The 24,824-nt window shown below is 63.5% G+C and carries 30 protein-coding genes; 11 read left to right on the forward strand and 19 right to left on the reverse strand.

Annotated features, from left to right (window positions below; all coding sequences use genetic code 11):
- Positions 1-677: 677 nt before the first annotated feature.
- The 4 genes from C7435_RS17015 (at position 678) to fghA (ending at position 3,004) form a co-directional block, all read left to right on the forward strand.
- Positions 678-905 carry a FitA-like ribbon-helix-helix domain-containing protein gene (locus C7435_RS17015; RefSeq protein WP_147422709.1) on the forward strand — a complete coding sequence of 76 codons (228 nt, stop codon included), beginning with the start codon at positions 678-680 and terminating at the stop codon, positions 903-905.
- A gap of 8 nt (positions 906-913) precedes the next feature.
- Positions 914-1,318, forward strand: a complete 405-nt coding sequence (locus tag C7435_RS13900) for a type II toxin-antitoxin system VapC family toxin (protein WP_158025636.1) — start codon at positions 914-916, stop codon at positions 1,316-1,318.
- A gap of 115 nt (positions 1,319-1,433) precedes the next feature.
- Positions 1,434-2,150, forward strand: a complete 717-nt coding sequence (gene bla / locus C7435_RS13905; protein WP_121212163.1) for a subclass B1 metallo-beta-lactamase — start codon at positions 1,434-1,436, stop codon at positions 2,148-2,150.
- Positions 2,147-3,004, forward strand: coding sequence for an S-formylglutathione hydrolase (gene fghA, locus C7435_RS13910; protein WP_233350782.1), 858 nt, complete (start codon positions 2,147-2,149; stop codon positions 3,002-3,004). The genes bla and fghA overlap by 4 nt, the downstream gene beginning before the upstream one ends.
- Positions 3,005-3,008: 4 nt before the next feature.
- On the opposite strand, the gene C7435_RS13915 is transcribed toward fghA, so the two are convergent.
- Complete coding sequence (locus C7435_RS13915; RefSeq protein WP_121212164.1) at positions 3,009-3,455, reverse strand: peptidase S1; 447 nt, start codon at positions 3,453-3,455, stop codon at positions 3,009-3,011.
- 104 nt (positions 3,456-3,559) lie between these two features.
- Positions 3,560-3,802: a hypothetical protein gene (locus C7435_RS13920; RefSeq protein WP_075191134.1), complete on the reverse strand. Its 243-nt coding sequence runs from the start codon at positions 3,800-3,802 to the stop codon at positions 3,560-3,562.
- Between the two features lie 298 nt (positions 3,803-4,100).
- Here C7435_RS13920 and C7435_RS13925 point away from each other — a divergent pair, with 298 nt between their 5' ends.
- Positions 4,101-4,715, forward strand: coding sequence for a hypothetical protein (locus tag C7435_RS13925; RefSeq protein WP_121212165.1), 615 nt, complete (start codon positions 4,101-4,103; stop codon positions 4,713-4,715).
- A gap of 24 nt (positions 4,716-4,739) precedes the next feature.
- Here the strand turns inward: C7435_RS13925 and C7435_RS13930 are convergent, their stop codons facing one another.
- From C7435_RS13930 to C7435_RS13945, 4 genes are all read right to left on the reverse strand, one after another.
- Positions 4,740-5,318, reverse strand: coding sequence for a DNA-3-methyladenine glycosylase I (locus tag C7435_RS13930; protein ID WP_121212166.1), 579 nt, complete (start codon positions 5,316-5,318; stop codon positions 4,740-4,742).
- Between the two features lie 121 nt (positions 5,319-5,439).
- Positions 5,440-5,670, reverse strand: a complete 231-nt coding sequence (locus C7435_RS13935) for a putative antibiotic biosynthesis monooxygenase (protein WP_121212167.1) — start codon at positions 5,668-5,670, stop codon at positions 5,440-5,442.
- Between the two features lie 90 nt (positions 5,671-5,760).
- Positions 5,761-6,381, reverse strand: coding sequence for an isochorismatase family protein (locus tag C7435_RS13940; protein ID WP_121212168.1), 621 nt, complete (start codon positions 6,379-6,381; stop codon positions 5,761-5,763).
- A 55-nt stretch (positions 6,382-6,436) separates the two neighbouring features.
- Complete coding sequence (locus C7435_RS13945) at positions 6,437-7,312, reverse strand: pirin family protein (RefSeq protein ID WP_121212348.1); 876 nt, start codon at positions 7,310-7,312, stop codon at positions 6,437-6,439.
- A gap of 108 nt (positions 7,313-7,420) precedes the next feature.
- Here C7435_RS13945 and C7435_RS13950 point away from each other — a divergent pair, with 108 nt between their 5' ends.
- Positions 7,421-8,332 (forward strand): LysR substrate-binding domain-containing protein, encoded by a 912-nt coding sequence (locus C7435_RS13950; RefSeq protein WP_121212169.1) that lies wholly within the window; start codon positions 7,421-7,423, stop codon positions 8,330-8,332.
- Between the two features lie 48 nt (positions 8,333-8,380).
- Here C7435_RS13950 and C7435_RS13955 read toward each other — a convergent pair whose 3' ends face one another.
- Positions 8,381-9,880 (reverse strand): methyl-accepting chemotaxis protein, encoded by a 1,500-nt coding sequence (locus C7435_RS13955; RefSeq protein WP_325048657.1) that lies wholly within the window; start codon positions 9,878-9,880, stop codon positions 8,381-8,383.
- Positions 9,881-10,062: 182 nt separating this feature from the next.
- A complete protein-coding gene (ygfZ, locus tag C7435_RS13960) occupies positions 10,063-10,884 on the reverse strand; it encodes a CAF17-like 4Fe-4S cluster assembly/insertion protein YgfZ (RefSeq protein WP_075191128.1) in 822 nt (273 codons plus the stop codon).
- A 65-nt stretch (positions 10,885-10,949) separates the two neighbouring features.
- Here ygfZ and C7435_RS13965 point away from each other — a divergent pair, with 65 nt between their 5' ends.
- The 5 genes from C7435_RS13965 to C7435_RS13985 all read left to right on the forward strand — a co-directional run bounded on the left by C7435_RS13965 (position 10,950) and on the right by C7435_RS13985 (position 15,916).
- Entirely contained in the window at positions 10,950-11,900 is a 951-nt protein-coding gene (locus C7435_RS13965) for a glycosyltransferase family 9 protein (RefSeq protein ID WP_121212171.1), read from the forward strand.
- Between the two features lie 3 nt (positions 11,901-11,903).
- Positions 11,904-13,241, forward strand: a complete 1,338-nt coding sequence (locus tag C7435_RS13970) for a dihydroorotase (RefSeq protein WP_121212172.1) — start codon at positions 11,904-11,906, stop codon at positions 13,239-13,241.
- 72 nt (positions 13,242-13,313) lie between these two features.
- Positions 13,314-14,579 carry a SulP family inorganic anion transporter gene (locus tag C7435_RS13975; protein ID WP_121212173.1) on the forward strand — a complete coding sequence of 422 codons (1,266 nt, stop codon included), beginning with the start codon at positions 13,314-13,316 and terminating at the stop codon, positions 14,577-14,579.
- Between the two features lie 104 nt (positions 14,580-14,683).
- The gene (locus C7435_RS13980; protein ID WP_075191124.1) at positions 14,684-15,076 is read left to right on the forward strand and encodes a DUF6165 family protein; all 393 of its coding nucleotides are present in this window, start codon (positions 14,684-14,686) and stop codon (positions 15,074-15,076) included.
- A gap of 78 nt (positions 15,077-15,154) precedes the next feature.
- The gene (locus tag C7435_RS13985; protein ID WP_121212174.1) at positions 15,155-15,916 is read left to right on the forward strand and encodes a hypothetical protein; all 762 of its coding nucleotides are present in this window, start codon (positions 15,155-15,157) and stop codon (positions 15,914-15,916) included.
- Positions 15,917-16,115: 199 nt separating this feature from the next.
- Here the strand turns inward: C7435_RS13985 and C7435_RS13990 are convergent, their stop codons facing one another.
- The 11 genes from C7435_RS13990 to yaaA form a co-directional block, all read right to left on the reverse strand.
- The gene (locus tag C7435_RS13990; protein ID WP_075191122.1) at positions 16,116-16,598 is read right to left on the reverse strand and encodes a potassium channel family protein; all 483 of its coding nucleotides are present in this window, start codon (positions 16,596-16,598) and stop codon (positions 16,116-16,118) included.
- 131 nt (positions 16,599-16,729) lie between these two features.
- Positions 16,730-17,911: an ABC transporter permease gene (locus C7435_RS13995; protein WP_075191121.1), complete on the reverse strand. Its 1,182-nt coding sequence runs from the start codon at positions 17,909-17,911 to the stop codon at positions 16,730-16,732.
- Positions 17,912-17,920: 9 nt separating this feature from the next.
- The gene (locus C7435_RS14000) at positions 17,921-19,078 is read right to left on the reverse strand and encodes an ABC transporter permease (RefSeq protein WP_121212175.1); all 1,158 of its coding nucleotides are present in this window, start codon (positions 19,076-19,078) and stop codon (positions 17,921-17,923) included.
- Entirely contained in the window at positions 19,075-19,770 is a 696-nt protein-coding gene (locus C7435_RS14005) for an ABC transporter ATP-binding protein (protein WP_121212350.1), read from the reverse strand. Before C7435_RS14005 ends, C7435_RS14000 begins: the two co-directional genes overlap by 4 nt.
- A 99-nt stretch (positions 19,771-19,869) precedes the next feature.
- Positions 19,870-20,895 (reverse strand): efflux RND transporter periplasmic adaptor subunit, encoded by a 1,026-nt coding sequence (locus tag C7435_RS14010; RefSeq protein ID WP_121212176.1) that lies wholly within the window; start codon positions 20,893-20,895, stop codon positions 19,870-19,872.
- A gap of 102 nt (positions 20,896-20,997) precedes the next feature.
- Positions 20,998-21,462, reverse strand: a complete 465-nt coding sequence (locus C7435_RS14015; RefSeq protein ID WP_147422710.1) for a TIGR02301 family protein — start codon at positions 21,460-21,462, stop codon at positions 20,998-21,000.
- A gap of 8 nt (positions 21,463-21,470) precedes the next feature.
- A complete protein-coding gene (locus C7435_RS14020; RefSeq protein ID WP_121212178.1) occupies positions 21,471-21,959 on the reverse strand; it encodes an NUDIX hydrolase in 489 nt (162 codons plus the stop codon).
- Positions 21,956-22,345: a VOC family protein gene (locus tag C7435_RS14025; protein ID WP_233350785.1), complete on the reverse strand. Its 390-nt coding sequence runs from the start codon at positions 22,343-22,345 to the stop codon at positions 21,956-21,958. Before C7435_RS14025 ends, C7435_RS14020 begins: the two co-directional genes overlap by 4 nt.
- Positions 22,342-23,142 carry a 3-hydroxybutyrate dehydrogenase gene (locus C7435_RS14030; RefSeq protein ID WP_075191115.1) on the reverse strand — a complete coding sequence of 267 codons (801 nt, stop codon included), beginning with the start codon at positions 23,140-23,142 and terminating at the stop codon, positions 22,342-22,344. Before C7435_RS14030 ends, C7435_RS14025 begins: the two co-directional genes overlap by 4 nt.
- A gap of 261 nt (positions 23,143-23,403) precedes the next feature.
- Complete coding sequence (locus tag C7435_RS14035; RefSeq protein WP_170150482.1) at positions 23,404-23,733, reverse strand: GIY-YIG nuclease family protein; 330 nt, start codon at positions 23,731-23,733, stop codon at positions 23,404-23,406.
- 196 nt (positions 23,734-23,929) lie between these two features.
- Positions 23,930-24,721, reverse strand: coding sequence for a peroxide stress protein YaaA (gene yaaA / locus C7435_RS14040; RefSeq protein WP_121212181.1), 792 nt, complete (start codon positions 24,719-24,721; stop codon positions 23,930-23,932).
- Between the last annotated feature and the right edge of the window lie 103 nt (positions 24,722-24,824).

Genomic DNA, 24,824 nt, shown 5'->3' on the forward strand with positions numbered 1-24,824 from the left:
CACACCGTCATCCCGGCGCAAGCCGGGACCCAGTCTGCGAGACAAGCTATTGCCATGCTTGGCGAAAACGCGTGTGCGAGACTGGGTCCTGACTTCCGTCAGGATGACGGTTTTGAAGCGCAGGGCGGGGATAAACGCCCACTTTTCTTCCCCACGAGTGGGGAAGAAGGGGCGATGGGGCCGAGCGAGTCTTATCCTGGTGTCATCCCGGACGGATGCCCGGCCCCGAGCCGGGCGGAGATCCGGGACCCATTATCGCGAAAGCTGGCAGAACCGGGCTGATGGGTCCCGGGTCTTCGCCCTGATCAAGTCAGGGCTCCGCCCGGGATGACAAGCCAGGGGTGGCCGGTGAGCGTATCCGCGTCTTCAGCGCTGGATTCTCCCGCAGGCTGCCAAGTCCCGATCCCCCGCAAAACAAAGCACATTTTTCCCGGCCGCAGCCCCGCAAAAGCGGGGCGGAGAGCCGGGACCAACCAATCTGTCCTGCAAGCGATGAGTTTCCCGTCGGTCCCGGATGGCGCTGCGCGCCTCCGGGAAAAATGAGAGGGGATGGAACATGATTTTCTCCCCACGAGGTGGGGATGTGGACCGAGGCAAGGCCTCGGCGCAGACGGCGCGAGGACCCGACTTTTCTGCCACCTCTCCGCGTGATATCATCACGCTATCAGGAGGCGGTCATGGGCCAGGTCATCATTCGCAATCTTGACGACGCGGTCGTCGCCAATCTCAAACGCATGGCGGCGCGGGATGGCAAGTCGCTGGAGCAATTCCTGCGTGAGGTGCTCGAGGAGCGAACCTATCGCGACAAGGAGACCTTTCTTGAATTCGCACGGGGCGTTCGCGAACGGTGCCGTCCCAGCGACCTCGATCCGACAGACCTGATCCGCGAGGACCGGGACCGTTGAGACCGGCTGTGTTCGATGCCAGCGTCGCCGTTCGGGCGTTTCTGCCTGTGCCGGGCAACGACCGGGCTGAAGCGGCCATCAGGTCCTACGCCATGGTCGCGCCGGCCCTGATCGTGACCGAAGTGGCGAATACGATCTGGAAGTATCATCGCAGGGGCGACATGGACCGCGGGACCTGTCTGGAGGCGATCCGGCATTTCGCGCCATACCCGGAATTGCGGCCGGACATCTCGCTGCATACCGAGGCCCTGGAGATTGCCTGCGAGCAGGACCATCCGGTCTATGACTGCCTTTACCTCGCCCTCGCACGTCGCGAGGGCTACCCTCTTCTCACCGCCGACAAGCGCCTGCTGGCCCTGGCCCGGGAACGGCTGGACCTGGCGGCGATCGGGCTGGACGAGGTCGAGGTCTGACACCCGCTTCATCGATTGCGGACCTTGATCCGCGGCGCTTTCACACAATTTCTCCCGCCGAGCCTTGGACCGGCCCCATTCCCGCGCCAACTTGCCGCCAGCAAGGGGACACAGCATGAAAATCCTGATCCTGGCCGCGATGCTGTTCGCGGCCCAGCCCGAAGCGACACCGCCGCTCGAGATCGAACCGGTCACCGAGGGTGTTTGGCGCCATGTCAGCTATCAGCGTCTGGAGGCGATCGGGCCCTATCCGTCGAACGGGCTGGTCATCGAGGCCGGTGTCGGCCTGGTCCTGGTGGACACGGCCTGGGGCGCGGCGGAGACTGAACGCCTGCTGGACGAGCTGCAGCGCCGTTTCGGCCGGCCGGTCATCGCCGCCATCGCCACCCACGCCCATGAGGACCGGGTCGGCGGGGCCGATGTGCTCGCCGCTGCCGACATCCCGGTCTACGCCACGCCGGACATCATCGCCGCGGCCGAGGCGCGCGGCCTGCCGGTGCCGTCCCATGCGCTGGGGGAGACCACGCCGCCGGCCCTGATGGTGGCCGGGATTAGCTGGTTCGCCGCCGGCGCCGGACATGCGACGGAAAACATCGTCGTCTATCACGCGCCCAGCCAGACCCTGTTCGGCGGATGCTTCCTGCGCGACGCTGCGGCCCGCGCACTTGGCTATACGGCCGATGGCAATGTGCCGGGCTGGCCGGCGGCGGTCGAAGGCGTCCGCGCCGCCTATCCCGATGCCGTCCACGTCGTGCCGGGACATGGCCTGCCGGGTGGACCGGAGCTGCTCGATCACACAGTTTCGCTGCTGGAAGAAAGGACATCGCCATGACCCTGACCCCCGATATTAGGTTGGTATCCAGCTGGGCCTCCTTCGGCGGCACGCTGTCTGTCCACGATCATGACAGCGAGGCCTGCCACGGCCCGATGCGCTTTGCTGTCTACACGCCGCCGCAAGCCAGGAAAGGACCGGTGCCGGTGGTCTGGTTCCTGTCCGGCCTGACCTGTAACTGGTCGAATGTGATGGAAAAATCCGGCCTGCAGCGCGTCGCCGCCGAGCTGGGCCTGATGGTCGTCGCGCCGGACACGTCACCGCGTGGCGAGGATGTCGCGGACGACGAGGGCTATGATCTTGGACAGGGCGCCGGCTTCTATCTCGATGCCACCGAGCCGCCCTGGACGCCGCATTTTTCCATGGAGACCTATATCGCCCATGAATTGCCGGCCCTGATCGGCTCGCAATTTCCGGCTGATCTGGAGCGCCAGGGCATCATGGGTCATTCCATGGGTGGCCATGGCGCCCTGACCCTCAATTTCCGCCATCCCGGCCGGTTTGCCTCGGTCTCGGCCTTCGCGCCGATCGTCGCGCCGACGAAAGTGCCCTGGGGGCAAAAGGCGCTGAAAGCCTATCTCGGTGATGAGTGTCCGGCCTGGGGCGAGCATGATGCCTGCGAGCTCGTCAAGCGCCAGCCGAGCGACCAGATGATCCTGATTGACCAGGGCGAGGCCGACCAATTCCTCGACGAGCAATTGCGTCCGGACCTCTTCGAGGCGGCGTGCCGGGAGGCGGGGCAGTCCGTGACCGTTCGCCGCCATCCCGGCTATGACCATTCCTACTGGTTCATCGCCAGCTTCATCGAGGACCATTTGCGCCATCATGCCAAGGCGCTGGGCGCCGGCGACTGAGCCTTTAGCGCTGGCCGATCTCGGACACTGACAGCGTGGCTTGAGCGTACTCGCCCTGGCGGTAGGAGCCGACCCAGACCGAATAGGCGCCGGAGCCCGGATTGCCGATGGTGATGGTCGGGTTGAGGCCCGGCCCGCTGTCGTCATCGCAATAGAATTGCCCGTTCGGCGCCTGCACGATCAGCGTCGTGTCGGCCTGGGAGGTCGCGGAAATCGTCAGATTGTAATTGCCGGCGGAGTAGTAGACGGCAAAATCCACCGCATCGGCGACCCAGCCGGTGCAATTGGTGAACAGGTTGCGGGCAGCAATATTGCCGCCCGATGTGATCGTGGTGCGATACGGGTCCGGCGTGAAACCGGCCCGCAGATTGACCGAGCCAAAGGTCTGGGCCGACGTGGACCCGTTGATGATAAGGCAGGCCAGGCCCGCAATGATGGCAAGTCTCTTCATGGAACGCTCTCCCTGTCCGTTTGAAGTGGGCAGAAGAAGGCCATGAGCGAGCCGGGCCCGGTATCCCCGGTTTCGGGGAGGGATGGCGCCAGGAAGGCCTCGCCCTAAAACGGATCGCGGCGATAATCGTCCGGGCGTTCGACGCGGTGGCGGGGGCGCATGTCCTCGTCGCCATCACCATCATCGCAAATCCATTCGCCCGGCGCGGCCGGGTCGTGCGGACCGGCGGGACGGCATTCGCCGGCGCCCAATTCTCCGGCGGACGGCAGATTCGGGTCGCGTCCCTTTTCCAGCCAGGCACAGCCGGACAGGGCGATCGCGGACAGACAGACAAGTATGAGGCGCATGACAACGCTCCGATGCGGGCTCCCCAGCCGGCGCATGGGGGGAGTTTAGCGGGTGGGAAGGTGGGGGCAAGTCTGTTGCAGGAGAGGCGCCGCCGCGCGGTCTCCTCCATAATTTCCTTGTCAGCCAGCGGATACGGCTGACTCCCGGCAAGGGATATATGGCGGGGTGTGCGCCGGGGCGCGGGCGTTGGCAGGAAGTGGCTCAAAGCAACCCTTTCCCTTCCTTTGCCCCGACAATCTTCCATCCATGTCGTTTCCGGCGCATCATTCGCTATCTTGCCAGGCTGGGGGACAGAAGATGATGCGGATAATCCTGATCGCGGGGCTGATGGCCCTGACCACCGCGACCGCCGGGGCCCAGCAGCAACCCTATTTCTGTCCCGCCCCGGAAGATGTCTGGGTGATGGACAAGGAATTCCCCGACGCGCCGGCCTGGCGGTATGAGGCGCGGGTGCGGGGGAATGCGCTTGGCGCCGATTCAACAGATTTCCGTCGCCAGAGCCGACCCGTCCGGGTCCCGACGCGCCCGGCCTCGAGCGTGCGTGGCCGGGCGCCTTCCACGACGCAAAACCGGCCAATTGTTGCGCCCATGCTGACCCATGCCCGCGCTGTCGGCGTGGACGCCAATCCCTTCGTGTCAAATCCCGACATGCCGCCGGTGATGGCAGCGCTCGAATGGGTGGCGGCGGAGGCCGGGCAATTCGGATCGGTCTGTCGCTACAGCTTGCAGGATGGCCAGCCAAGCGGCCGCAACGCCACCGCGACTATCCCGATCAACCGCCGCGACTGTGAAGCGCAACCCGGAACGATGGTCTGGCGCCATGACAGCCAGGTGAGCGGCTGGTCCTGCGAGGCGTCGCGGACGGACTGCCTCTTTTTCTGCGCAGCCGAGGCGGTGCTGGAAACTTGGTAGCGGTGGGTGTGGGCGGACACCCGCCTACCTTACCAGCTGCTTCACCGCCGCATGCCGCGGGCAGGTCACTTCGTGATCATTGACCATCCCCACCGCCTCCATGAAGGCATAGACAATCGTCGGCCCGACAAATTTGAAGCCGCGCTTTTTCAGGTCTTTCGAGATCGTCTCTGACAGCGCCGTCTTGGTCGGGACTTCGGCGAGGCTGGCATAGGCGTTCTGGATCGGCGTGCCGCCGACGAAGGCCCAGAGATAGTCCGAGAAATCCTCGCCGTTTTCGCGCATGGCGATATAGGCGCGTGCATTGCCGATGGCGGCGTCGATCTTGGATTTCGAGCGGATGATTCCGGGATCGGCGAGCAGGCGTTCGCGGTCGGCATCGGTATAGGCAGCGATCCGGTCCGGGTCGAAACCGTCAAAGGCGAGGCGCATCGTGTCGCGCTTGCGCAATATGGTGATCCAGGCGAGGCCGGCCTGGAAACCGTCCAGCAACAACTTCTCCCACAGGGCGCGGCTGTCATACTCCGGCACACCCCATTCGGTGTCGTGATAGGCGGCATAGATCGGATCGGGCGTATTCACCCAGGCGCAGCGCTGGTTCATGGATGGGTCCTTCGATGGTCCGAACCAGTGCAGCCTGTTCGGAGCGGCCTGCCAAGCCGCATTCTCAGGGACTGTTGCCAGGGTTGTGGCAGGAGGCGGCCGTCCTGCCGGGCCGATGGCGCTACCGCTTTATCCAGCCGTCGAAGACACGCATGAGAACGGGCATGATGGCGTACATCATCAAAGGGACGATGAGGGCGACGGCGAGGATCGTCACAAGCAGCTTTTCGCCCGGCAGAAGCCGGAAAAGCGCTTCTGGAATGAAGTACACCGGCGCCAGCAAACCGACGAAGGTGAGAAACGCGATTTTGTAGCGGGGCGGCGCTTGGCCAGTCGGGGAAGACGGCGTCATTGGACCCTCCATTGCGGGGAGAAACAGGCGTGGCGGGCAGACTCGTCGCAGACCCACCACGCTCTGCAGCTACGACAGCAGGCCGGAGCCTTACACGGCCGCGCTCGCGCGGACCTGACCGACGAGATTTGCCCAGTCCATGTCGAGACCTTGATAGACGTGACCGGCCTGCGACGCGGCGTTGTCGGCCAGGATTTCGACCATCAGGCTGGCACCGTCCGCCACCACGACACCGCTTTGCACGAGGCGCATCAGCCCCGTTTCGCGCTTGGTCATGTTGAACGTCCCGCTGGCATCAACGGCGACATAGGCCTCGAAGCCTTCGCGCACGGCGCGCATGGCGGGAAAGGCTGCGCAAACCTCGAGAGAAACGCCTGCAAAGATGAGTTTCTTGCGGCCGCTCGCCCGGATCGCGGCTTCGACACGTGGATCGTCCCATGCATTGACCGTGGTGCGATCAATGAAGTCCTGGTCTGGCAGCGCCGCTGTCAGCTCGGGAAAGGCCGGGCCCCAGAGCGTGTCGGCCGAAGTCGTGGTCGTAATGATCGGTAATCCGAGAGCCTTGGCGGCTTTTGCGAGGCCGACCACATTGTGTTTGAGCTCGGCGACGGAGTAGTCGCGGACTCCGGTCATCAGACCGACCTGATGGTCGACCAGCACAAGCGCGGCATTCTCCGCGGTGAGGGGTTCAGGGTTCAGGATATGGGTCATAGCTTCCTCCTTTGATTGAAGCCGTTGAAAGCGCCAGAATTGGCTGGGTGGGATTTCAGTCGATCGCGCCAAGCTGGCCGGCCGCGTAGGCCGCCTGCACGGCCTCGATTTCCTGGGCGGTGCTCATCACGAATGGACCTTGTTGCACGAAGGTCTCGCGCACGGGCTCGCCTTGCAGAAGGACGAGATGCGCACCGGTGTCACTTTGAACGCGTATTGAAGGTGCATTGGCATGGCTTCGAAGCGCGAGGGCGGTGCCCTTGTCCAGGATGGCCCAGGTGTCGCCCGCCTGGAGGCGCGCCTCGCCATCAACCACCAGCAGCCATGACGCCTGCCGTGTCTTGCCGCGGTGCGTGAACGCTCCGCCCGCTTGCAGGTGGATGTCGAGGATCGTCAGCGGCAGCGCCGGAGAAGATGCCCCGATGACACCATTGCTCTGCCCCAGCACAACACGCACACGGTGCTTGTCGCCTGTGATGATTGGCATTTCGGCGGCAGGAAGATGAAGAGAGGCCGGCGCGTCCGCCTTGTGCTTGGCAGGCAGGTTCACGAAAACCTGCAAGGCATGGATCCTGGCCCCCGGTCTTGGCGCCTCGTCATGGACCGCGCCTCGACCCGCCTTGAGCCAGTAAAGGTCCCCGGGCGCGATCTCGAAATCATTACCGAGCGAATCGCGATTGTGGAATTGCCCTTCACTGTCCTCGAAGAGAATTGACACCGCAGACATGCCGGCGTGGGGGTGAGCGCCGAAGGTCGGCTCGGTCATCACGAAATGATCTACCATGACCAGCGGATCCATCAGCCCGTCGAAGCGATCCTGCTTGAAGCTCAGGGCCTCAAATCCGTCACCGATGACAAGTGGGCGCCCACGTACGGGGCGGGAAATGTCGAGTCCGATCCGCTCTTCATCGTCCAGGGTTTGGGTCGGCATATTGGTCTCCATCTGTTGCGAATGGAGATATCAGCGGAACGATCACGATAAAAAGTGGCGATATTGGAAACTATCGTTCTATAATCAGAACGATAAAGGGGCCGGGTCATGGATTTGAATGACTATTATTATTTCGTCCACGTCGTGGAGAAGCGCGGTTTTGCCCCGGCCGGACGGGCGCTCAATGTTCCAAAGTCGAGGCTGAGCCGGCATGTGCAACAGTTGGAGGATCGCCTGGGCACGCGATTGATCCAGCGGACCTCCCGCCAGTTTATTGTCACCGATGCCGGCGAAGCCTTCTATCGCCACGCGCGGACGGCCCTGGATGAAATCGAGGCCGCTGAATCCGCCGTTCGCCGCCGGGCGAATACGCTGTCCGGCACGGTGCGCCTGTCGTGCTCGGTCGGCGTTGCCCAATTTGCCCTGTGCCGAGCCGTCGCGGACTTCCTGTCGGACAATCCCAAGGTCCGCATCATCCAACAGGTCACCAATCGAACGGTCGACCTTGTCGAGTCCGGATTTGACATGGCGATCCGCGGCCATATCGATCCGCTGCCGGATTCAAGCCTGATTCAAAGCCGCCTGGTCACGGTGACATGGCGCTTGTTCGCGGGGCACGCCTATCTGGAACAGAATGGCACCCCCTCTCGGCCGGAGGCGCTTGAGGGTCATATCGGGTTGAAGCTGGGCTGGCGTCCGGAAGTCGGGCACTGGACGCTCAGCAGCCCGCAAGAACCCCAGATCACAATTCCGTTCGAGCCACGGCTTTGCAGCGATGACATGGTCACCCTGAAACACGCGGCCGCTGACGGGCTGGGGATTGTCGCACTGCCGGACTATGTCTGCCGCGATCTCGTTGACGCAGGCCTGCTGGTGCCGATTCTGCCAGATTGGACAGCCGGGGATGCCCGGCTCAGCCTCCTCTTGCCCTCCCGGCGAGGCCTGCCGCCCGCAGTAGAAGCCCTTGCAGGCTTCCTGCGCGAGAATATCCAAGAGATCGTGTCGCCGACGGCTGGCTAGCGCTGCCCGGGCGGCAGTAACTGGTGCCGCGTGCCCCGTTTCCCGGTATCAGACCATGGCCGAGGCGGCTGTCTGGAGGTTGCGGGTCGCGCTGTCGATGGAGCGGCTGGTCTCTGCAAACTCGGCGATGCCGTCATTGATCGAGGCAACGCCGCTGGCGACCTGCTGCATGCTGGCGGACAATTCCGAAGTCACTGATGTCTGCTCTTCGGTGGCCCCGGCAACCGAGGTGGTGACTTCGTCGATCTCGCTGATCGTCGCGCTGATCTGATCGATGGCGCTGACCGCCTGGTCCGTCGAGCTGCGCATGGTCTCGATCTGGTCGGAAATCTTGTCCGTCGCGGAAGCGGCCTGGGTGGCCAATTCCTTGACCTCGGAGGCGACCACGGCAAAGCCCTTGCCGGCCTCGCCGGCACGGGCAGCCTCGATGGTGGCGTTCAGGGCGAGAAGATTGGTCTGTTCGGAAATCCCGTTGATCAGGGCAACCACATCGCCGATCGATTTGGCGCTTTCCGACAGTCCGCCAATGATTTCATTGGTCGCGCGCGCGGTTTCCACGGCATTGGCCGTCACTTCGGTGACCCGACCCAATTGCTGGGTGATCTCGCCGGCCGCGGCGGCCAGTTCCTCGATTCCGGCGGCGATCTCCTGCACGCCCATACTGGCCTGCTGGCTGGTGGCCGACATCTCGGTCGAGCGATTGGTCGACTGGGTCACGCTGGCGGCGATGCCGGTTATGTCGCGCTCGACTTCCTGCAGGGCGCTCTCGCGGGCCTGGCGCTGTTCGACATCGGCGGTGATGTCGGTTGCGAACTTGACCACGCGCATGATCTTGCCGGTCGGATCGAAGATCGGATTATAGCTGCCCACGATCCAGACCGTCTTGCCGCCCTTGCCGATGCGGCGAAACTGGTCGGACACGAACTCGCCGGCATTCAGCTTGGCCCACAAACCGCGATACCCATCGGAATCCCGCGCATCGGCCTCGACAAACATGGCGTGTTTCTGGCCGATGATTTCCGATTTCTCATAGCCCATGGTCGAGAGGAAAGCGGCATTGGCGCTGATGATCGTGCCGTCGAGCTCGAATTCGATCACGGCCTGGGTCCGGTCGATGGCCGCAAGCTTGCCCTGTTGGATGAATTGGCAAGTCTTCTCTTCGGTCACATCGGTGGCAAACTTGATCACCTTGCGAACGGACCCGTTATCCGCGAAGACCGGATTATAGGTGGCGCGGATCCAGACTTCCGAGCCGTCCTTGCCGAAGCGTTTGAACTCGTCGGAGACGTGCTCGCCGGCGGCCAACTTGTCCCAGAAGGCGGTATAGGCCTGGCTCGCTGTCTCTTCGGGGGCGACGAAAATCCGGTGGTGCTGCCCCTTGATCTCGTCCAGTCGATAGCCTGTCAGAGCGAGAAAATTCCGGTTCGCTGTCAGGATATGACCATCCGGCCGAAATTCGATGATCGCCATCGATGTGTCCAGGGCAGACATGATGGCCTGGGATTCGGATGAATTCTTGCGAGTGGAGCCAAACATCAATACTACCATGTGTTGAGTGGAATGTATTTATTTATGCAGGGAATAGGACGTGAAAGGCTTAATCGCGAGTTAATTTTAGGGTTATTATTGTTTCTATACTTATAGATAGGCTTCGATTTTTTGCCATCGGTGGGTGCGAGTGCGGGGTCGTTCCGGGTTCTGTTATCAAACCGAAATCAGCTGTTCTTGACCTAGACTTTCTGTGCCGCTTCCAGGTCGGCCCAGAATTCATCCGGCACCACGATCGTGGCTTCCTGTCCGTCGGCTTCGCAATAATGCTCGGCGGCGCGCAACCGGTCGAGGCGGGCGAGGATGACAGCGTGGTGGCCAAGACTGGCGCTGATGGCTCCGACCGTCGTCGGCCCGGCCATGACGGCGGTGCCGGGCGGTGGGGCCTCGGCGGCGAAGGTGGCGGGCAGGGACCGTTTGCGGATCGTGCCGCGGCGTTTCATGCGGCTGACGACTTCCTGGCCGATGAAACAGCCCTTCTTCCAGCCAACTCCGCCGAAAGCATCCAGATTGACGTCGGTGGGGAAGACGTCCGCCTCGCCATAATCGCGTCCGAAGGCGGGCACGCCGGCCTCGATCTCGAGTCGGTCAAGGGCGCGCACTTCGCTGCCGCTCTCTCCGATGCCGCGATGCACGCGGCCGGCGAGGCGCGGGTCTTCGGCGCTGCCGGGGAAGGGCGAGGTTGACCAGACGGCGATCAGATCACTGTTGAGTACGATCTCGGCCTTGGCCCGCAGTTTGAACAGGGTCAGCCGCTTCAGCAGCATGTCGGCGGCGGCTGCCGGCACGTCCAGCCAGATCGTTTCGCCGTCGGCGAAGACCAGGAAATCGACCATGATCTTGCCCTGCGGCGTCAGCAGGGCACCGGGGCGGCACTGGCCGGCAGTGAGGCCGGTGACATCGGCGGTGATGATCCGCTGCAGCAGGTCGCGGGCATCGGGACCGGCGACCGACAGGATCTGACGGTCGGGCAGGATGAAGGGCAGGGGGGCGGGCTGGTTCATGGTGTCGATATGGCATTGCGCCCGTCTCTGGCCAAGCCCTTCGCGGCGCGCTATCTGCGGTGCCCATGCAACGCGTTCTTTTCATCACATCGACCCGTATCGGTGATGCGATCATCAATTCCGGGGTCCTTGACCATCTCGTGCGGACGCGTCCGGAGGCGCGCTTCACGATTGCCTGTGGTCCGCTCGCCGCCTCGCTTTTCACCGAAACCCCCCGTCTGGAGCGCATCATCGTGATGCGCAAGAAGAAGGCGGGGCTGCATTGGTGGAATCTCTGGCGCGAAACCGTTGATGTGAAATGGGACCTCGTGGTCGATCTGCGCTGTTCGGGAACGGCCTGGTTCCTGCGCGCCAAGGAACGTCGCATTCTCAAACAAAGCGCCGTGCCGGTGCCCAAGGTCGAGGAGGCGGCCAGCGTGCTGCGGCTCGCACCGGCACCGGACCCGAAACTGCACCTGTCTGACGGCGTACGCGCCGAAGCTGCCGAGCGCGTGCCAGGCGAGGGGCCATACCTCGCGATCTGCCCGTCGGCCTCGTGGATTTTCAAGGTTTGGCCGGCGGAGAAGTTTGCCGAATTCATCCTCCGCTTCACCGCACCGGACGGGGTCATGCCGCACGCCCATGTCGTGATGCTCGGCGGGCCGGGTGACGAGCTGTACGCCCAGCCGATCTATGACGCCCTGCCGGAGATCGAATTCGTCGATCTGCTGGGCCTCGGTCTGCCGGAAACCGCCGCCTGTCTGGAGCGCTGCCGTCTCTATGTCGGTAATGATAGCGGGCTGATGCATATGGCCGCCGCCGTCGGCACGCCGACGCTGGGCCTGTTCGGACCGTCGGATGACCGTTGCTATGCGCCCTGGGGCACGCATACCGATGCGGTACGCGGACCGGTGACATTCGAGGAGATCGACAGCGCCCATGACGACCGCCGCAAGGCATCGACGAGCCTGCTGGCGGACCTCAGCGTGGATAGCGTGTATGATGCCGCCAAGGCGCTTTTTGAGAGGACGAGCTGAGCCATGACCCAGACCTTCGACGTAATTCTCAAGGGCGGCGAGATCGTCAATCATGACGGGCGCGGCCATGCCGATATCGGCATCATTGCGGGCAAGACCGCAGCGATCGGTGACCTGTCGCAAGCGTCGGCCGGCGAAGTGGTCGATTGTTCCGGCCTGATGGTCCTGCCCGGCGTGATCGACAGCCAGGTCCATTTCCGCGAGCCCGGCATGGAGTGGAAGGAAGACCTGCAATCAGGCTCGCTCTGCGCCGTGATGGGCGGGGTCACCGCCGTGTTCGAAATGCCGAACACCAATCCCACCACCACCGTGCCGGACATGCTGACCGACAAGCTGGCCCGGGCGAAAAACCGCATGCATTGCGATCATGCCTTCTATGCCGGCGCGACCAATGAGAATGCCGACATATTGCCCGAGATGGAGCGCATGCTGGGCTGTTGCGGTGTGAAGGTCTTCATGGGCGCTTCGACCGGTTCGCTTCTGGTGGCGGATGATGAGGGCGTGGAACGCGTCCTGCGCGCGATCAAGCGCCGTGCGGCCTTCCATTCCGAAGACGAATACCGCCTCGCGGATCGCCGTGGGCTGGCGGTCGAGGGCGATTGGACCAGCCACCCGCATGTGCGTGACGCCGAAGCCGCCATCATGTCGACCAAGCGCCTGGTGCGCCTGGCCCGCAAGACCGGCAAGCGCATCCATGTGCTGCACATCTCCACGGCCGAAGAGATGGACTTCCTCGCCGATCACCGCGACATCGCCTCGGTCGAGGCGACGCCGCAGCATCTGACGCTGGAAGGCCCGGAGATTTATGAGCGCATCAAGGGCCGGGCGCAGATGAACCCGCCGATGCGCGATGCCCGTCACCGGGCCGGCCTGTGGCGCGGTATCCAGCGGGGCATTGTCGATGTGATCGGGTCCGACCACGCGCCGCACACGCTGGAAGAAAAGGCCAAGCCCTATCCGCAAAGCCCGTCCGGCATGCCCGGTGTGCAGACCCTGGTGCCGATCATGCTCGACCATGTGAACGCCGGCCGTTTGACCATTGAACGCTTTGTCGACCTGACCTCGGCCGGCGCCCAGCGCATTTTCGGCATTGCCGGCAAGGGCCGCATGGCGGTCGGCTGGGATGCCGATTTCACACTGGTCGACATGAAACGCAAAGAGACCATCACCGATGCCTGGTCGGCGTCGAAATCCGGCTGGACGCCGTTTGACGGCATGTCGGTGACCGGCTGGCCGGTTGGCACGATCATTCGCGGCCGCTCGGTCATGCGCGACGGCGAGCTGGTCGTCTCCGGCGGCGGCGAACCAGTGCGCTTCATGGAAGCCCTGCCGCACGACTAGAGCCGGACGCTTGCGGCGCTGTGGCGCTGTGGCGCAGTGGCGATGAGGCGGTGGCGGTGCTAACAGGGCTGCATGCGCCTGCCCAAGCTCCTGACGACGATCCGGACCTATGATCTCGGTCAGTTCACGGCCGACCTGCTTGCCGGGTTGACCGTGGCGATGGTCGCGCTGCCGCTCAGCCTTGCCATCGCGATCGCTTCGGGCGCTGACCCGTCCACCGGCCTGGTGACCGCTGTGGTCGCCGGTTTCCTGATCTCCGCCTTTGGTGGCAGCCGGGTGCAGATCGGCGGGCCGACCGGGGCCTTCATCGTAGTGGTGTTCGGAATCATTGCCGATCACGGCTATGACGGCCTCGTTCTGGCCACCCTGATGGCCGGCTTCATCCTGCTCGTGGCCGGCTATTTCCGGGCCGGTCGGCTGATAGCCCACATCCCGGAGGCCGTGGTCAATGGTTTCACTATCGGCATCGCCATCATCATCGCGACCAGCCAGGTCAAGGACTTCTTCGGACTGAGTCTGGCCCATCTGCCAGCGGATTTCATCGAGACCGTGCCGATGCTGGCGGGCGCGGCCGACACGCTCAACCTGTCCGCGTTCGGCGTGGCCGCGGTGGCGCTGGTGTGCATCCTGTTGCTGCGCTGGCTGGCGCCGCGCTTTCCCGGCCTGATCGTCGGATTGGCCGTGGCATCGGGCCTAGTGGTGGTGCTGCACCTGCCGGTCGACACGATCCAGTCGCGTTTTGGCGCCTTGCCGTCCGGCCTGCCGATGCCGGCCCTGCCGGACATCTCCTGGTCGCGGCTTGTGGCGCTTCTGCCCTCGGCGATCATCATTGCCTTCCTGGCCGGGGTGGAATCCCTGCTTTCGGCGATGGTCGCGGACCGGATGATTGACGGCAAGCACCGGCCCAATGCCGAACTCACCGCCCAAGGCATTGCCAATATCGGCTCGGCGCTGTTCGGCGGATTGCCGGCCACCGGTGCAATCGCCCGCACCGCGACCAATGTCCGCGCCGGTGGCAAGACCCCGGTTGCCGGGCTGGTACACGCGCTGGCCCTCTTGGTGATCATGCTGTTCGCGGCGCCGGCTGCTGGCTACCTGGCCATGCCGGCCCTGGCCGCCCTGTTGATGGTCACGGCCTGGAATATGAGTGAACCGCATCGCTGGCCGGAATATTGGCGAGCTCCGGTCGGTGATCGCGCCCTGCTTTTCATCACCCTGGTGCTGACTGTCTTTGTCGACCTGACCGTCGCCATCGGGGTCGGCGTGGCGCTTGGCCTGGCGTTGCGTCTGGGACGGCGCAAGCCCGATGAAAGTGACTGGACGCCGCCCGAACGCTGAGCATCAACTGGGTGCGGCGATGATGAAGCGCTGGATTCTTTGCCGCCAACTCACGACAATCGCGCCAGAATCCAAATCACGCACCTCGCGAGAAGGCTTGTGCCATGACTACCACCATCCTCACCGCCATCGCCCCGGGCGAGCTGATCGACAAGATCACCATCCTGCGCATCAAGTCCGAACGCATCGACGACGAAGCCAAGTTGAAAAATGTCCGCACCGAGCTGGCCATTCTCAACGAGACCCTGGCCAGGGACGTGCCGGCCAGCGATGAGCTGTCCCGTCTCGACGCGGCGCTGCAGGCGGTCAATGAAGAGCTCTGGGTGATCGAGGACGATATCCGTGATTGCGAGCGGGCTGGCGATTTCGGACCGGAATTCATCCGCCTCGCCCGCGCCGTCTATGTCACCAATGACAAGCGCGCGACGCTCAAGAAGGAGATCAACCTCCTTTTGGGGTCCAATATCGTCGAAGAGAAATCCTACGCCGCCTATTGAGTTGATTGGCCAGGCTCTGTATGCGGGCGGGCATCCGGCGGCCCTTCGGGACCGCTGACGTCAAGCAAGGACTGCCTTTTGGAACGCCAGAGCTTCTATTTCTTCGATATCGACGAAAACATCCTCCACCTGCCGACGCGCATTCACCTGCTCAATACGATGACGGGCGAGGAACGGGCGATGCGGCAGCACGAGTATGAGGATATCAAGGCCTATCTCGGCGTGCCCGGCCTGTGGGAAGACTGGGCCGATCCGCCGGCCCGCGCCTATCGCGAGTTTGCCGACGGCAAGGATCGCAATGGCGAGGAATACCTGTTGCGCGACGTCAAACGGGCCATGGACAGCGCCAATTGGCGAGGCCCGTCCTGGGAGATTTTCAAATACGCTGTGCTCAAGCGTCGCCCGGTGGCCATTGTCACCGCGCGCCAGCATTCGCGCGAGACCATCAAGGCGGCACTGAAACTGATCGTCGATGCCGGCCACTTGCCGGAAGAGCCGAACTATCTGGCCATCTATCCCTGTTCCAACCCGGAAATCCGCGACGAGCTGGGTCCGCACCTGACCACAGCCGGTCTCAAGCGCCGCGCCATTCGCCAGTGTGTCGAGCAGGGGCTGGAGCAATATGGCCGCGATCTGCCGCACTCTTTCGGCATGTCCGATGATGATCTGAAAAATGTCGACCTGATCACCTCGGCCATGCTGGAGGCGAAGCTGGACTATCCCGACAAGCGCTTCTTCGTCATCTCCACCAATCGCCGCCGCCATGTGAAAATGGAAATCCTGCCGCCGCACAAGGACGAGGAAAAGCTCCGCGCGGCCGAGGATGACTGGTACGGGTGAGGTGTCGGCGGTCACGCGCCCTGAAATCAACAAACCCTTGTCAACTTGCTTGGCCGGATTCCGTGTATTATCTAGGTGCAGGTCGGTTTGCAGCAGAACAGGGAGAGCCATGAGATGACTGAGCGCGTCGAACGAGGCTTCCGTTGGGTTGCGAACCATCCCGGTGGGGCCATGTCATGGGCCGCGAGCATTGGAGCGATCATTTCGCTTGTTCTTGCGCTTGTCGCGTCTGCTTGAGCAGCTCGCCTGCGGTGCCGACGAGTAATCCAAGGAAAATATAGCCAAGCAGGGCTTGAGAGGCGGCCAATGCGCGCGCCTCTGCGGATGGAGCCAGATCTCCGTATCCCAGCGTGGTCCAGGTCACCACGGAAAAGTAGATGGCCTCGTGATAGCTTGGGAATTGACCGGCTTCGGTCTGGGCAAAGCCACTCATTTGGTAGAAGCGGGCGAACACGAAAATTATGACCGTCCCGTGGATCACGAGCGCGGACAGGGTTCGCAACGGTGACAAGCGGCGCATTTCAAGCATTCCGCCGATAATTGTAGTGAGCGCCAGCAATCCGACGGTGACGGGCAATTGGGCGCCCGTTTGGAAAACCGTCACCGGCCGCCAGATCGCTGCGGCGAAAATGGCTGTGGATACCAGCAGCGGCAAGAAATAATAGCCATAGACCGCCCGCACGAGACCCCCCTGAAAGCGCCACCCGTCGGCATGCTACTTTAGAGGGAGTCGGTTTTCCAGACTATCGAATGGTCCGGTGGCTGGACAAGACGGGAGCAGGCATGGCCGGTGCCTGGCTGCCCCCGAAATGCCTATTCGCTCCTGTGAACCGTCAGCAGCGGCACATAGGCCGAGCGGATGGCCGGGACGAGGCCGCCGAGGAAGCCGATAATGATGGCCATCACCATGCCGGCGATCACCGAGCCGCCGGTCACGGCGAAGGAAAACACCACCTGGGTGAAGCCTGATCCCAGTGTCGATGCGGATATCCCGTTGAACAGGAGATAGACGGCGCCGGCGCCGACCAGGCCACCGATCGCGGCCAGAACGAGGGACTCGACCATGGTGCCGACGGCAGCGGCAAAGCCGGAAAAGCCGATGGCGCGCAGGGTGGCGATCTCGCGCATGCGGGTATCGACCGAGGAATACATGGTGTTCCACGCCCCGGCGAGGGCGCCGATCGCCATCACGATGGCCAGCGGCCAACCGATGAATTCGATCAGCACGGCCGTTCCGCCCGCTTGGCCGGAGAAGAAATCGGTTTCGCTCTGGATGTCGAGATTCAGGCGTGGCTCGTTTTCCTCATAAGCGCGCAGCTCTTCAATGGCCTCCGGTGAGGTCAGCCGTGCCCGGATGGATTGCACGCCGGTGCCGCGATTGTAGAGATTCTGGATGACCGCGATGTCGGCCCAGATTTCGCTGTCAAACACCGAACCGCCAGTGGAGAAGATGCCGACCACGACCCATTCATTGGGGCCGAGGCGGATCGTTTCGCCCAGTTCGAAGCCGGAAAACTCGCGCAGCACCGCCTCGCCGACCACCAATTCATTGGTGCCCGTCTCGAACATGCGTCCTTCAACGAGTTCAAAGCCTTCGCGCAGGCGCAGGGCTTGTTCACCAACGCCGCGCAGGGGCAGGTTGGCTTCGGTTTGGGAGGAGCGCTTGATGCCGTCGGCAATGACAAAGAGTTCGCCGGACACCAGTGCGGTCCCGTCGGCATCACGCGCGATGCCAGGGGCTTCCTCGATCAGGCGGACCTGATCCGAGGAGAGGCCGGAATTGAGTTCGGCCTGTGACCCGGCCCGCAACATGACAGCCACGCTCTCGGACCCGGTGCCCTGCAGGGTTGCCCGGAAACCGTTCGACATGGCGAGGAAGCCCAGCAGCACGCCGGTTACCAGCGCGATCGAGATGATGGTCGCCAGGGACAGTCCGGCACGCTGGGGGATGGAGCGCAGGTTCAGCAGGGTGACGGCGCCGATTTGGTTCAACATGACGCGCTCCTATTGCTTGCCGAGCGCGGTGATGATTTTCACCCGCTGTGCATTGATGGCGGGGACAATCCCGGTGAGCAGGCCCAGCAGGATCGCCAGTCCGACGCCGACCCAGAACACTTGTGCTGACAGGGCGAGGCCGGGCAGGAAGGCCGCCGCGGCGTCGGCGACACCGGAAATCATCAGATTGGCCAAGCCGAGGCCGAGCAGGCCACCGACCAAGCTGAGCATGACGGATTCTGCCAGCACCATGCGGAAGATGCGCGGGGCCGGGAAGCCGAGTGTTTTCATCACGGCGATTTCGCCGGTCCGCTCATTGATCGCGGTCACCATGGTGAAGCCGACAATGATCAGGATGGTGGTGAAGGCCGAGCCGACCACGAACAACAGGATCAAGGCGATATTGCCAAACTGGTTGGCGAAGGCCTCGTTGAAGGCGGCCTCGGTTGTTGTTTCGGTTTCGGAAGGCGAATTGGCGAACAACTCATCGACCGCGCGGGACACCTGGTCGTTAAAGGACGGGTCTGTCGTGTTGATGATCAACCAGCCGACCTGGTCGGAGTTGAAGGCCAGCGCCTCGTTGTAATAGTCGTAGTGGAACACGGCGTAATTGGCCGGCACCTTGTCGTCTTCCGCGTCGAAAATGGCGCAGATGTTGAAGGTCCAGCTCGAAGTGCCGTCGGTCTTCTGCCAGATGTTGGACAAAAGCGGGATGGTGTCACCGACCGACCAGCCATACTGACCCGCCAGATCGGTACCGACCAGCAGGCAATCCCGCGTGTCCAGGAAGGCCTGGCGCTGCTCGGCGGGCATGGTCAGCTCCGGATAGGCCGCAAGATAGGTCGCCGGGTCGACGGCGAAGGTCTGGACCTGTTGCGTTTGCTCCTGGAAATAGCCGCCGAACCAGCTGGCATGGGCCACATTCTCGACGCCTTCGATGGCCGCCACGCGGTTCCAGTAGGCGAAGGGCATCGAGACGGTGAAATTGATCCGGTTGACCGTGATCAGCCGGTTGTCAGCCGCAAGCGCCCCGCCCGACGTCCACACTGTGTGGAAGGCCCCGAGAACCCCGAAGATCAGAAAAGCGATCAGGATCGACAGGGTGAGCAGGATCGCCCTCAGCTTCTTGCGGAAGAGATTCTTCCGGATCAGCGTGAGATCATTCATTGGGCCGGCTCCTGCGCCTGTTCGACGAAGCGGCCCTTGTCGAGATGCAGTTCGCGGCGGGCGTATTTCGCGGCCGAGGGGTCGTGTGTGACCATGACGATGGTCTTGCCCAGATCCTTGTTGAGGAGCTGCAGCGTCTCCAGGATTTCATCGGCCGACTTGCGATCGAGATCACCGGTCGGTTCGTCGCACAGCAGGACTTTCGGGTCGGCGACGATGGCGCGGGCAATCGCCACGCGCTGTTGCTGGCCGCCGGAGAGCTGGCGCGGCCGGTGCCCCTTGCGGTCGGCCAGGCCGACAATGTCCAGCGCCGTGGCGACACGCTCCTTGCGCTGCTTGCCGGACAGGCCGGTCAGCAGCAGGGGGAGTTCGACATTCTGGGCCGCGGTCAGCGTCGGCATGAGATTGTAGAACTGGAAGATGAAGCCGACATTCTGGGAGCGCCATTTGGCCAGCTTGCCTTCCGACAGCTTGTCGACGCGCACGCCCTGGCATTCCACCGATCCCGAGGTCGGACGGTCGATGCCGCCGAGCAGGTTGAGCAGGGTTGTCTTGCCGGAACCGGACGGACCCATGATCGCCATGAAATCCCCCTCCGGGATGGTCATGGTGAGTTCCTCGAAAATCGTGATCGACTCCTTGCCGCGGGTATAGCCCTTGGACAGGTCGGTGAGGCTGTAGAGCGACGTCATCGGCATTTCCTCGTTCGGCTGGCCGTCGCGCTCTTTTCGGGCGTCGGCGGTATCGGTCAAGCGTGCAGCAAACTTGCTGCTTTGTAAATAAAAGTACTTCTACTCGATGAAGATTACGCGCGACGCCATGTCCGGCAGGATGCGGCCATCGCGTTCATCAAAGGCAACGCGGACGGTGATGGTGGCGCGGGCGCGGTCGGCGGTCGGGATGATGGCTTCGACATGAGCCGGAATGCGCCAGTCCGGATAGGCGTCCAGCCGGGCCTCGACGCGTTGACCGGGCGTGACGCGGCCGATCTGGCCCTCATTCACATCGACCTCGATCTCCAGCGACTCCATGTCGACCAGGGTGGCGACACCGGTCCGGGTGAAACCGCCGCCGGCCGAGGCCGGGGACAGGATCTCGCCGACCTGGGCGTTCTTGGCGATGACGATGCCGGTAAAGGGCGCGCGCACGATATGGCGGTCGATCAGGTCTTCCTGGGCCCGCACCTGGGCGGCGACGGCCTGGTAATCGGCGCGCGCGGCATTGATTTGGGCGGTCAAGCTGTCGACCTGGGCACGGGCCGCGGTGACAGCGGCCTGGGAGCCGATATCGCGGGCGGCCAGCGTATTGGCCCGTTCCAGCACGGTCTGGGCCTCGTTGAGTTGGGCGAGCAGCGAGCGCGGGCGCGTCGCCGCGGCGTCGCGCTGGGCCATCAGGAGGTCGAGCTGGATGCGGGCGCGGGTATCGTCCAGACGGGCCAGGACCTGGCCAGCTTCAACGCTCGCGCCTTCCTCGACCAGCAATTCCTGGATCCGGCCGGTGATCTCGGCCGACACGGTCGCCTGGCGCCGGGCGACGACATAGCCGGTGGCAACGAGGCCGGATGTTCGCGGTGCGGGGCGGGCCGGCGTCGCGGCGGCTTCGGATGGCGTCTCGGAGGCGGGGCTGGGTGTGTCGACGGCGGCGACCGGCTGTGGTGCCGGCGTGGCGCTGCGGGTCAGATACCAGGTCGCGCCGGCCGAGATGGCGGCAAAGATGAGGGCGATGATCAGCGTGGTGGCAATCGACACGCCGCCTGAGCTTGCGCCCTCGTCGCGATCAATACTCAGTGATTCCAGTTGTGACCGGCGATCCGACATTGTGTCCCCTCACGCATCCCGCAGTCATCCTTACCGCGAGTTCATGACAATGGGAACGGGACTGGTGCGCGGCAAGTCCCGCTGGTGCCGGTTCAATCGCGCTCAATCAAAATAGGCCGAGCGCATCATTTCCGATAAATCCCGGCCGCGATGGGCAAGGGCGCGGCGTTCGGCGTCGGCTTCGAGACCGCAGCGGGTACGATAGCGTTGCTGGGCGCGGTAGCCGTCATTGAAGCCCTCGATCAACCGGTCACGCCAGCGCCGGTCATCGGCCGCTTCCATCGCCAGGAGTTCAACCATCTGCTCGCGCCATTGCTGGTCGTCGGGGCCGGAACAGGCGAAGGCCAGATAGTGGAGTTCGCCAAGCGTGTAGGCGAGATAGGGCAGGGTGCGTTCCAGGTCGAGCTCTTCGCGGATCTCCGGCGCGATGGCGTCATCGCGGGCCGGTTGGCCGGCTGCACGGGGCTCGGCAACCGGTTCCGGGCGGGTAAAACTGCGCGGTTTCTGGGCCAGGGCCGGGCTCGCCACAAGGGCCAGCAGGACAGGGAGGGCAAGGAGCGCGCGCATGGCGCGCATCATGGCACGGATTGTGGCGCGCTCAAGGCGGCGACGATCTTGCGGGCCCGGCCGATCACATCGCGCGTGCGGTCCCATTGGGTGCGCGCGATCGCTTCGTCATAGGGCAGGAAGGCGGCCTCGGTGACATCATCCGCCGGCACCGGCTCGCCGCCGGTCCAGACGCCGGCAAAGTCGACCAGCAGATAGTGCCAGTCGCCCGGCTGGCCGGTCTCGCGCAGGCCGATACTGTCGATCACATCGATCAGGCCGACAATGCGCGCCGTGGTGCCGGTCTCCTCGGCTAGTTCGCGCAGAGCCGCTTCGGCAGCGGTCTCGCCATATTCGATCTTGCCGCCGGGCAGCGACCATTGCCCCTCATAGGGCGGCTTGCCGCGCCTGATCAGCAGAACGTCATCGCCGCGAAACACCACCATGCCGGCCCCTGGCACGGGCTGGCGCCGCGTGGCGGTGTCAGGCGTTGCAGTCCCGTCAGACGGCGAACTCATTCGTCCGGATCATTGGCGGCCTGCGGGTCATACTTGCCATTGGGCGACCAGATCGCGAGCTCATTGCCGCTCGGATCGGTGAAATGGAAACGCCGCCCGCCCGGAAAGTCCTCGCGATTGATGATCTTGCCGCCGGCCTCTTCGACCCGCACTTCGGCGGCGAGGATGTCCTTGGCCTTGAGGATGATCAGGCAGCCGGTGGCAAAGGCCTTGTCCTCGAGCCGCAAACCGCCATCCAGGCCGGTATTCTCGAACGCGGCATAGGCCGGGCCGAAATCAATGAAGCTCCAGCCGAAGGCGCCGGCATAGAAGGCCTTGGCGGCTTCCATGTCGGTGACCGGTATCTCGTTATAGTCGATCTTGAGAATGGCTTCGTTGTCGTTCACTTGGCTGTCCATCCGCCGTCTACGCTGATCCAGGAACCATTCATATTGGCCCCGGCATCGGAGACAAGATAGAGCAAAGCACCGGCCAGCTGCTCATAGGTGACAAATTTCTTGGTCGGCTGGGCTGCCAGCATGACATCGCGCACCACCTCATCCTCGGTAATCCCGCGGGCCTTTGCCGTGTCGGCGATCTGGTTTTCCACCAGCGGTGTCTTCACATAGCCGGGGCAGATCGCATTGCAGGTGATGCCATCCTCGGCGAGTTCCAGGCCCAGCGTCTTGGTAAAGCCCATCACCCCGTGCTTGGCCGCGACATAGGCCGACTTGAACGGCGAGGCGACCAGCCCGTGGGCCGAAGCCAGATTGACGATGCGCCCCTTGCCCTGACGCTTCATGATCGGGATCGCGGCTTTCGCCGCATGGAAGACCGAGGTCAGATTGATGGCGATGATGGCGTCCCACTTCTCGGCCGGGAAGTCCTCGACCGGCGAGACATGCTGGATGCCGGCATTGGACAAGAGGATGTCCAGTCGCCCGAACTCACGCTCGGCCGAGGCGACCATGTCGGCAATTTCGTCCGGCTTGAGCATGTTGGCCGGATGGTAGCGCACCTCGACCCCGTGATCCGCCGCGATCTTCGCCCGCAGGGTCTCGATCTCAGCCGTATCGCCCAGCCCGTTGAGAATGATGTGACAGCCATTCTGAGCCAGTGCCTCGGCCATCGCCGCGCCAATCCCGCTCGTCGAGCCGGTAATGATGGCGACCTGGCCGCTCAGATCCGTACGAATGGAAGACATGAACCACCCTTCAAGTTTGCGCGGAGCGCAAGAGACGGGATGGCGGCAGGGAGGTCAAGGGGGCTGCACTTTTCTTCCCCACGATGTGAAAGCCCTCTCCATCCACCGTCATCCCACGGTCGCGGCGCGCCGCGATCCGGGGGGCCTCAGTGCTGGGGTCGCCGGGTGAAACGCGGAAGCTGGTGAGCGCGAGGCCCGCCGGCCAGTCGAGGTCCCCCGGATGATCGCTGTGCGCTCACCGTGGGATGACGGTGGGGAGAGTTAGAGTTTGAGGCCAGGGTTGGGCGGCACGGCCCAGAGCTCGTCCCAGAGGTCACGCCAGTGCGGATTGCGGTCCTCGATGAGATTGATCTTCCATTGCCGCGGCCATTTCTTGATCCGCTTCTCGCGGCGGATGGCTTCGACGATAACGCCGTGCGGTTCCCACCAGACCAGGCTCGTGCACTTGTATTTGCGGGTGAAACCGGAAGCGCTCCCATCCTTGTGCTGCCGGATCCGCCAGAGGAGGTTGGCCGTCACACCAGTATAGATCGGCCCATCATACCGGCTGGCCATCATGTAGACGGCAATCGTGCCTTCCCGGTCTTCCATGCAATTTATAATCGCATGATATTCGCATGCACTCAATTCACCGTCATCCCACGGTCGCGGCTCTGCCGCGATCCGGGGGACCTCAGCGCTGAAGGCGCCGGATGAAACGGGGAAGCGGGTGAGCGCAAGCCCCGTCGGCCAGCCGAGGTCCCCCGGATGATCGCTGCGCGATCACCGTGGGATGACGGTGAGGAGATTAAGCCGCCTTCTTCCCCGCCGCCGCCGGCTGCGGCCGGGTGAACAGCAGATCGCCCTCGCTCGAGCCCTCCGCTTCAAGCCGGTAGCCGCCGAGGTCGAACTTCACCAGGTCGGCCGGGTCGGTGATGCGGTTTTCGATGGCCCAGCGGGCCATCATGCCGCGGGCCTTTTTGGCGAAGACCATGAGGGCGCGCAGCTGGCCGTCTTTTTCTTCCTTGAAGGTTGCGGTGATGACGCGGCCCTTCAGCGCCTTCCTGTCGACGGCCTTGAAATACTCGTTCGAGGCCAGGTTGAGGATGATCGGTTCGGCGGCCTCGGCCTGCAGGCTGTTGAGCTCTTTTGCGATCTTGTCGCCCCAGAAATCATACAGGCTCTCGCCGCGTCTCGTGTGCAGCTTGCGGCCCATCTCCAGGCGATAGGGGTGAATGGCGTCGAGCGGTTTCAGGGCGCCATACATGCCCGACAGGATGCGCAGATGGTCCTGGGCCCAGTCGAGATCTTCGGCGGAGAGCGTGTGCGCCTCGAGGCCGCGATAGACCTCGCCTTTGAAGGCAAAGGCGGCCTGTTTCACGCCCGGCTCATCGGCATCAAAGGCCTGGAAGCGCTCGCGATTGAGGCGGGCGAGATCATCATTGATCTTCATCATCGCCTTGATCTTGGGAGCCGTCAGCTGGCGCGTCGTCTTCGACAGGATCCGGGTCTCACCGATCAGATCCGGCGTGGTCGCCGGCAGATCGCGATCGACGGCGTCGAAATTCATGTTCTTGGCGGGCGAGAGCAGAATCAGCATGGGCAATCTCCTTGCCGGCAAAGATAGGGCCCGTGCGGGCGCGTTGCCAGTGGCCGGCCGCCCGTTTTGGTTGTATCCTGCACCTGCTGAACAGGGGAGCGCG

It is taken from the genome of Maricaulis maris (assembly GCF_003634045.1).
Taxonomy (GTDB): Bacteria; Pseudomonadota; Alphaproteobacteria; order Caulobacterales; family Maricaulaceae; genus Maricaulis; species Maricaulis maris.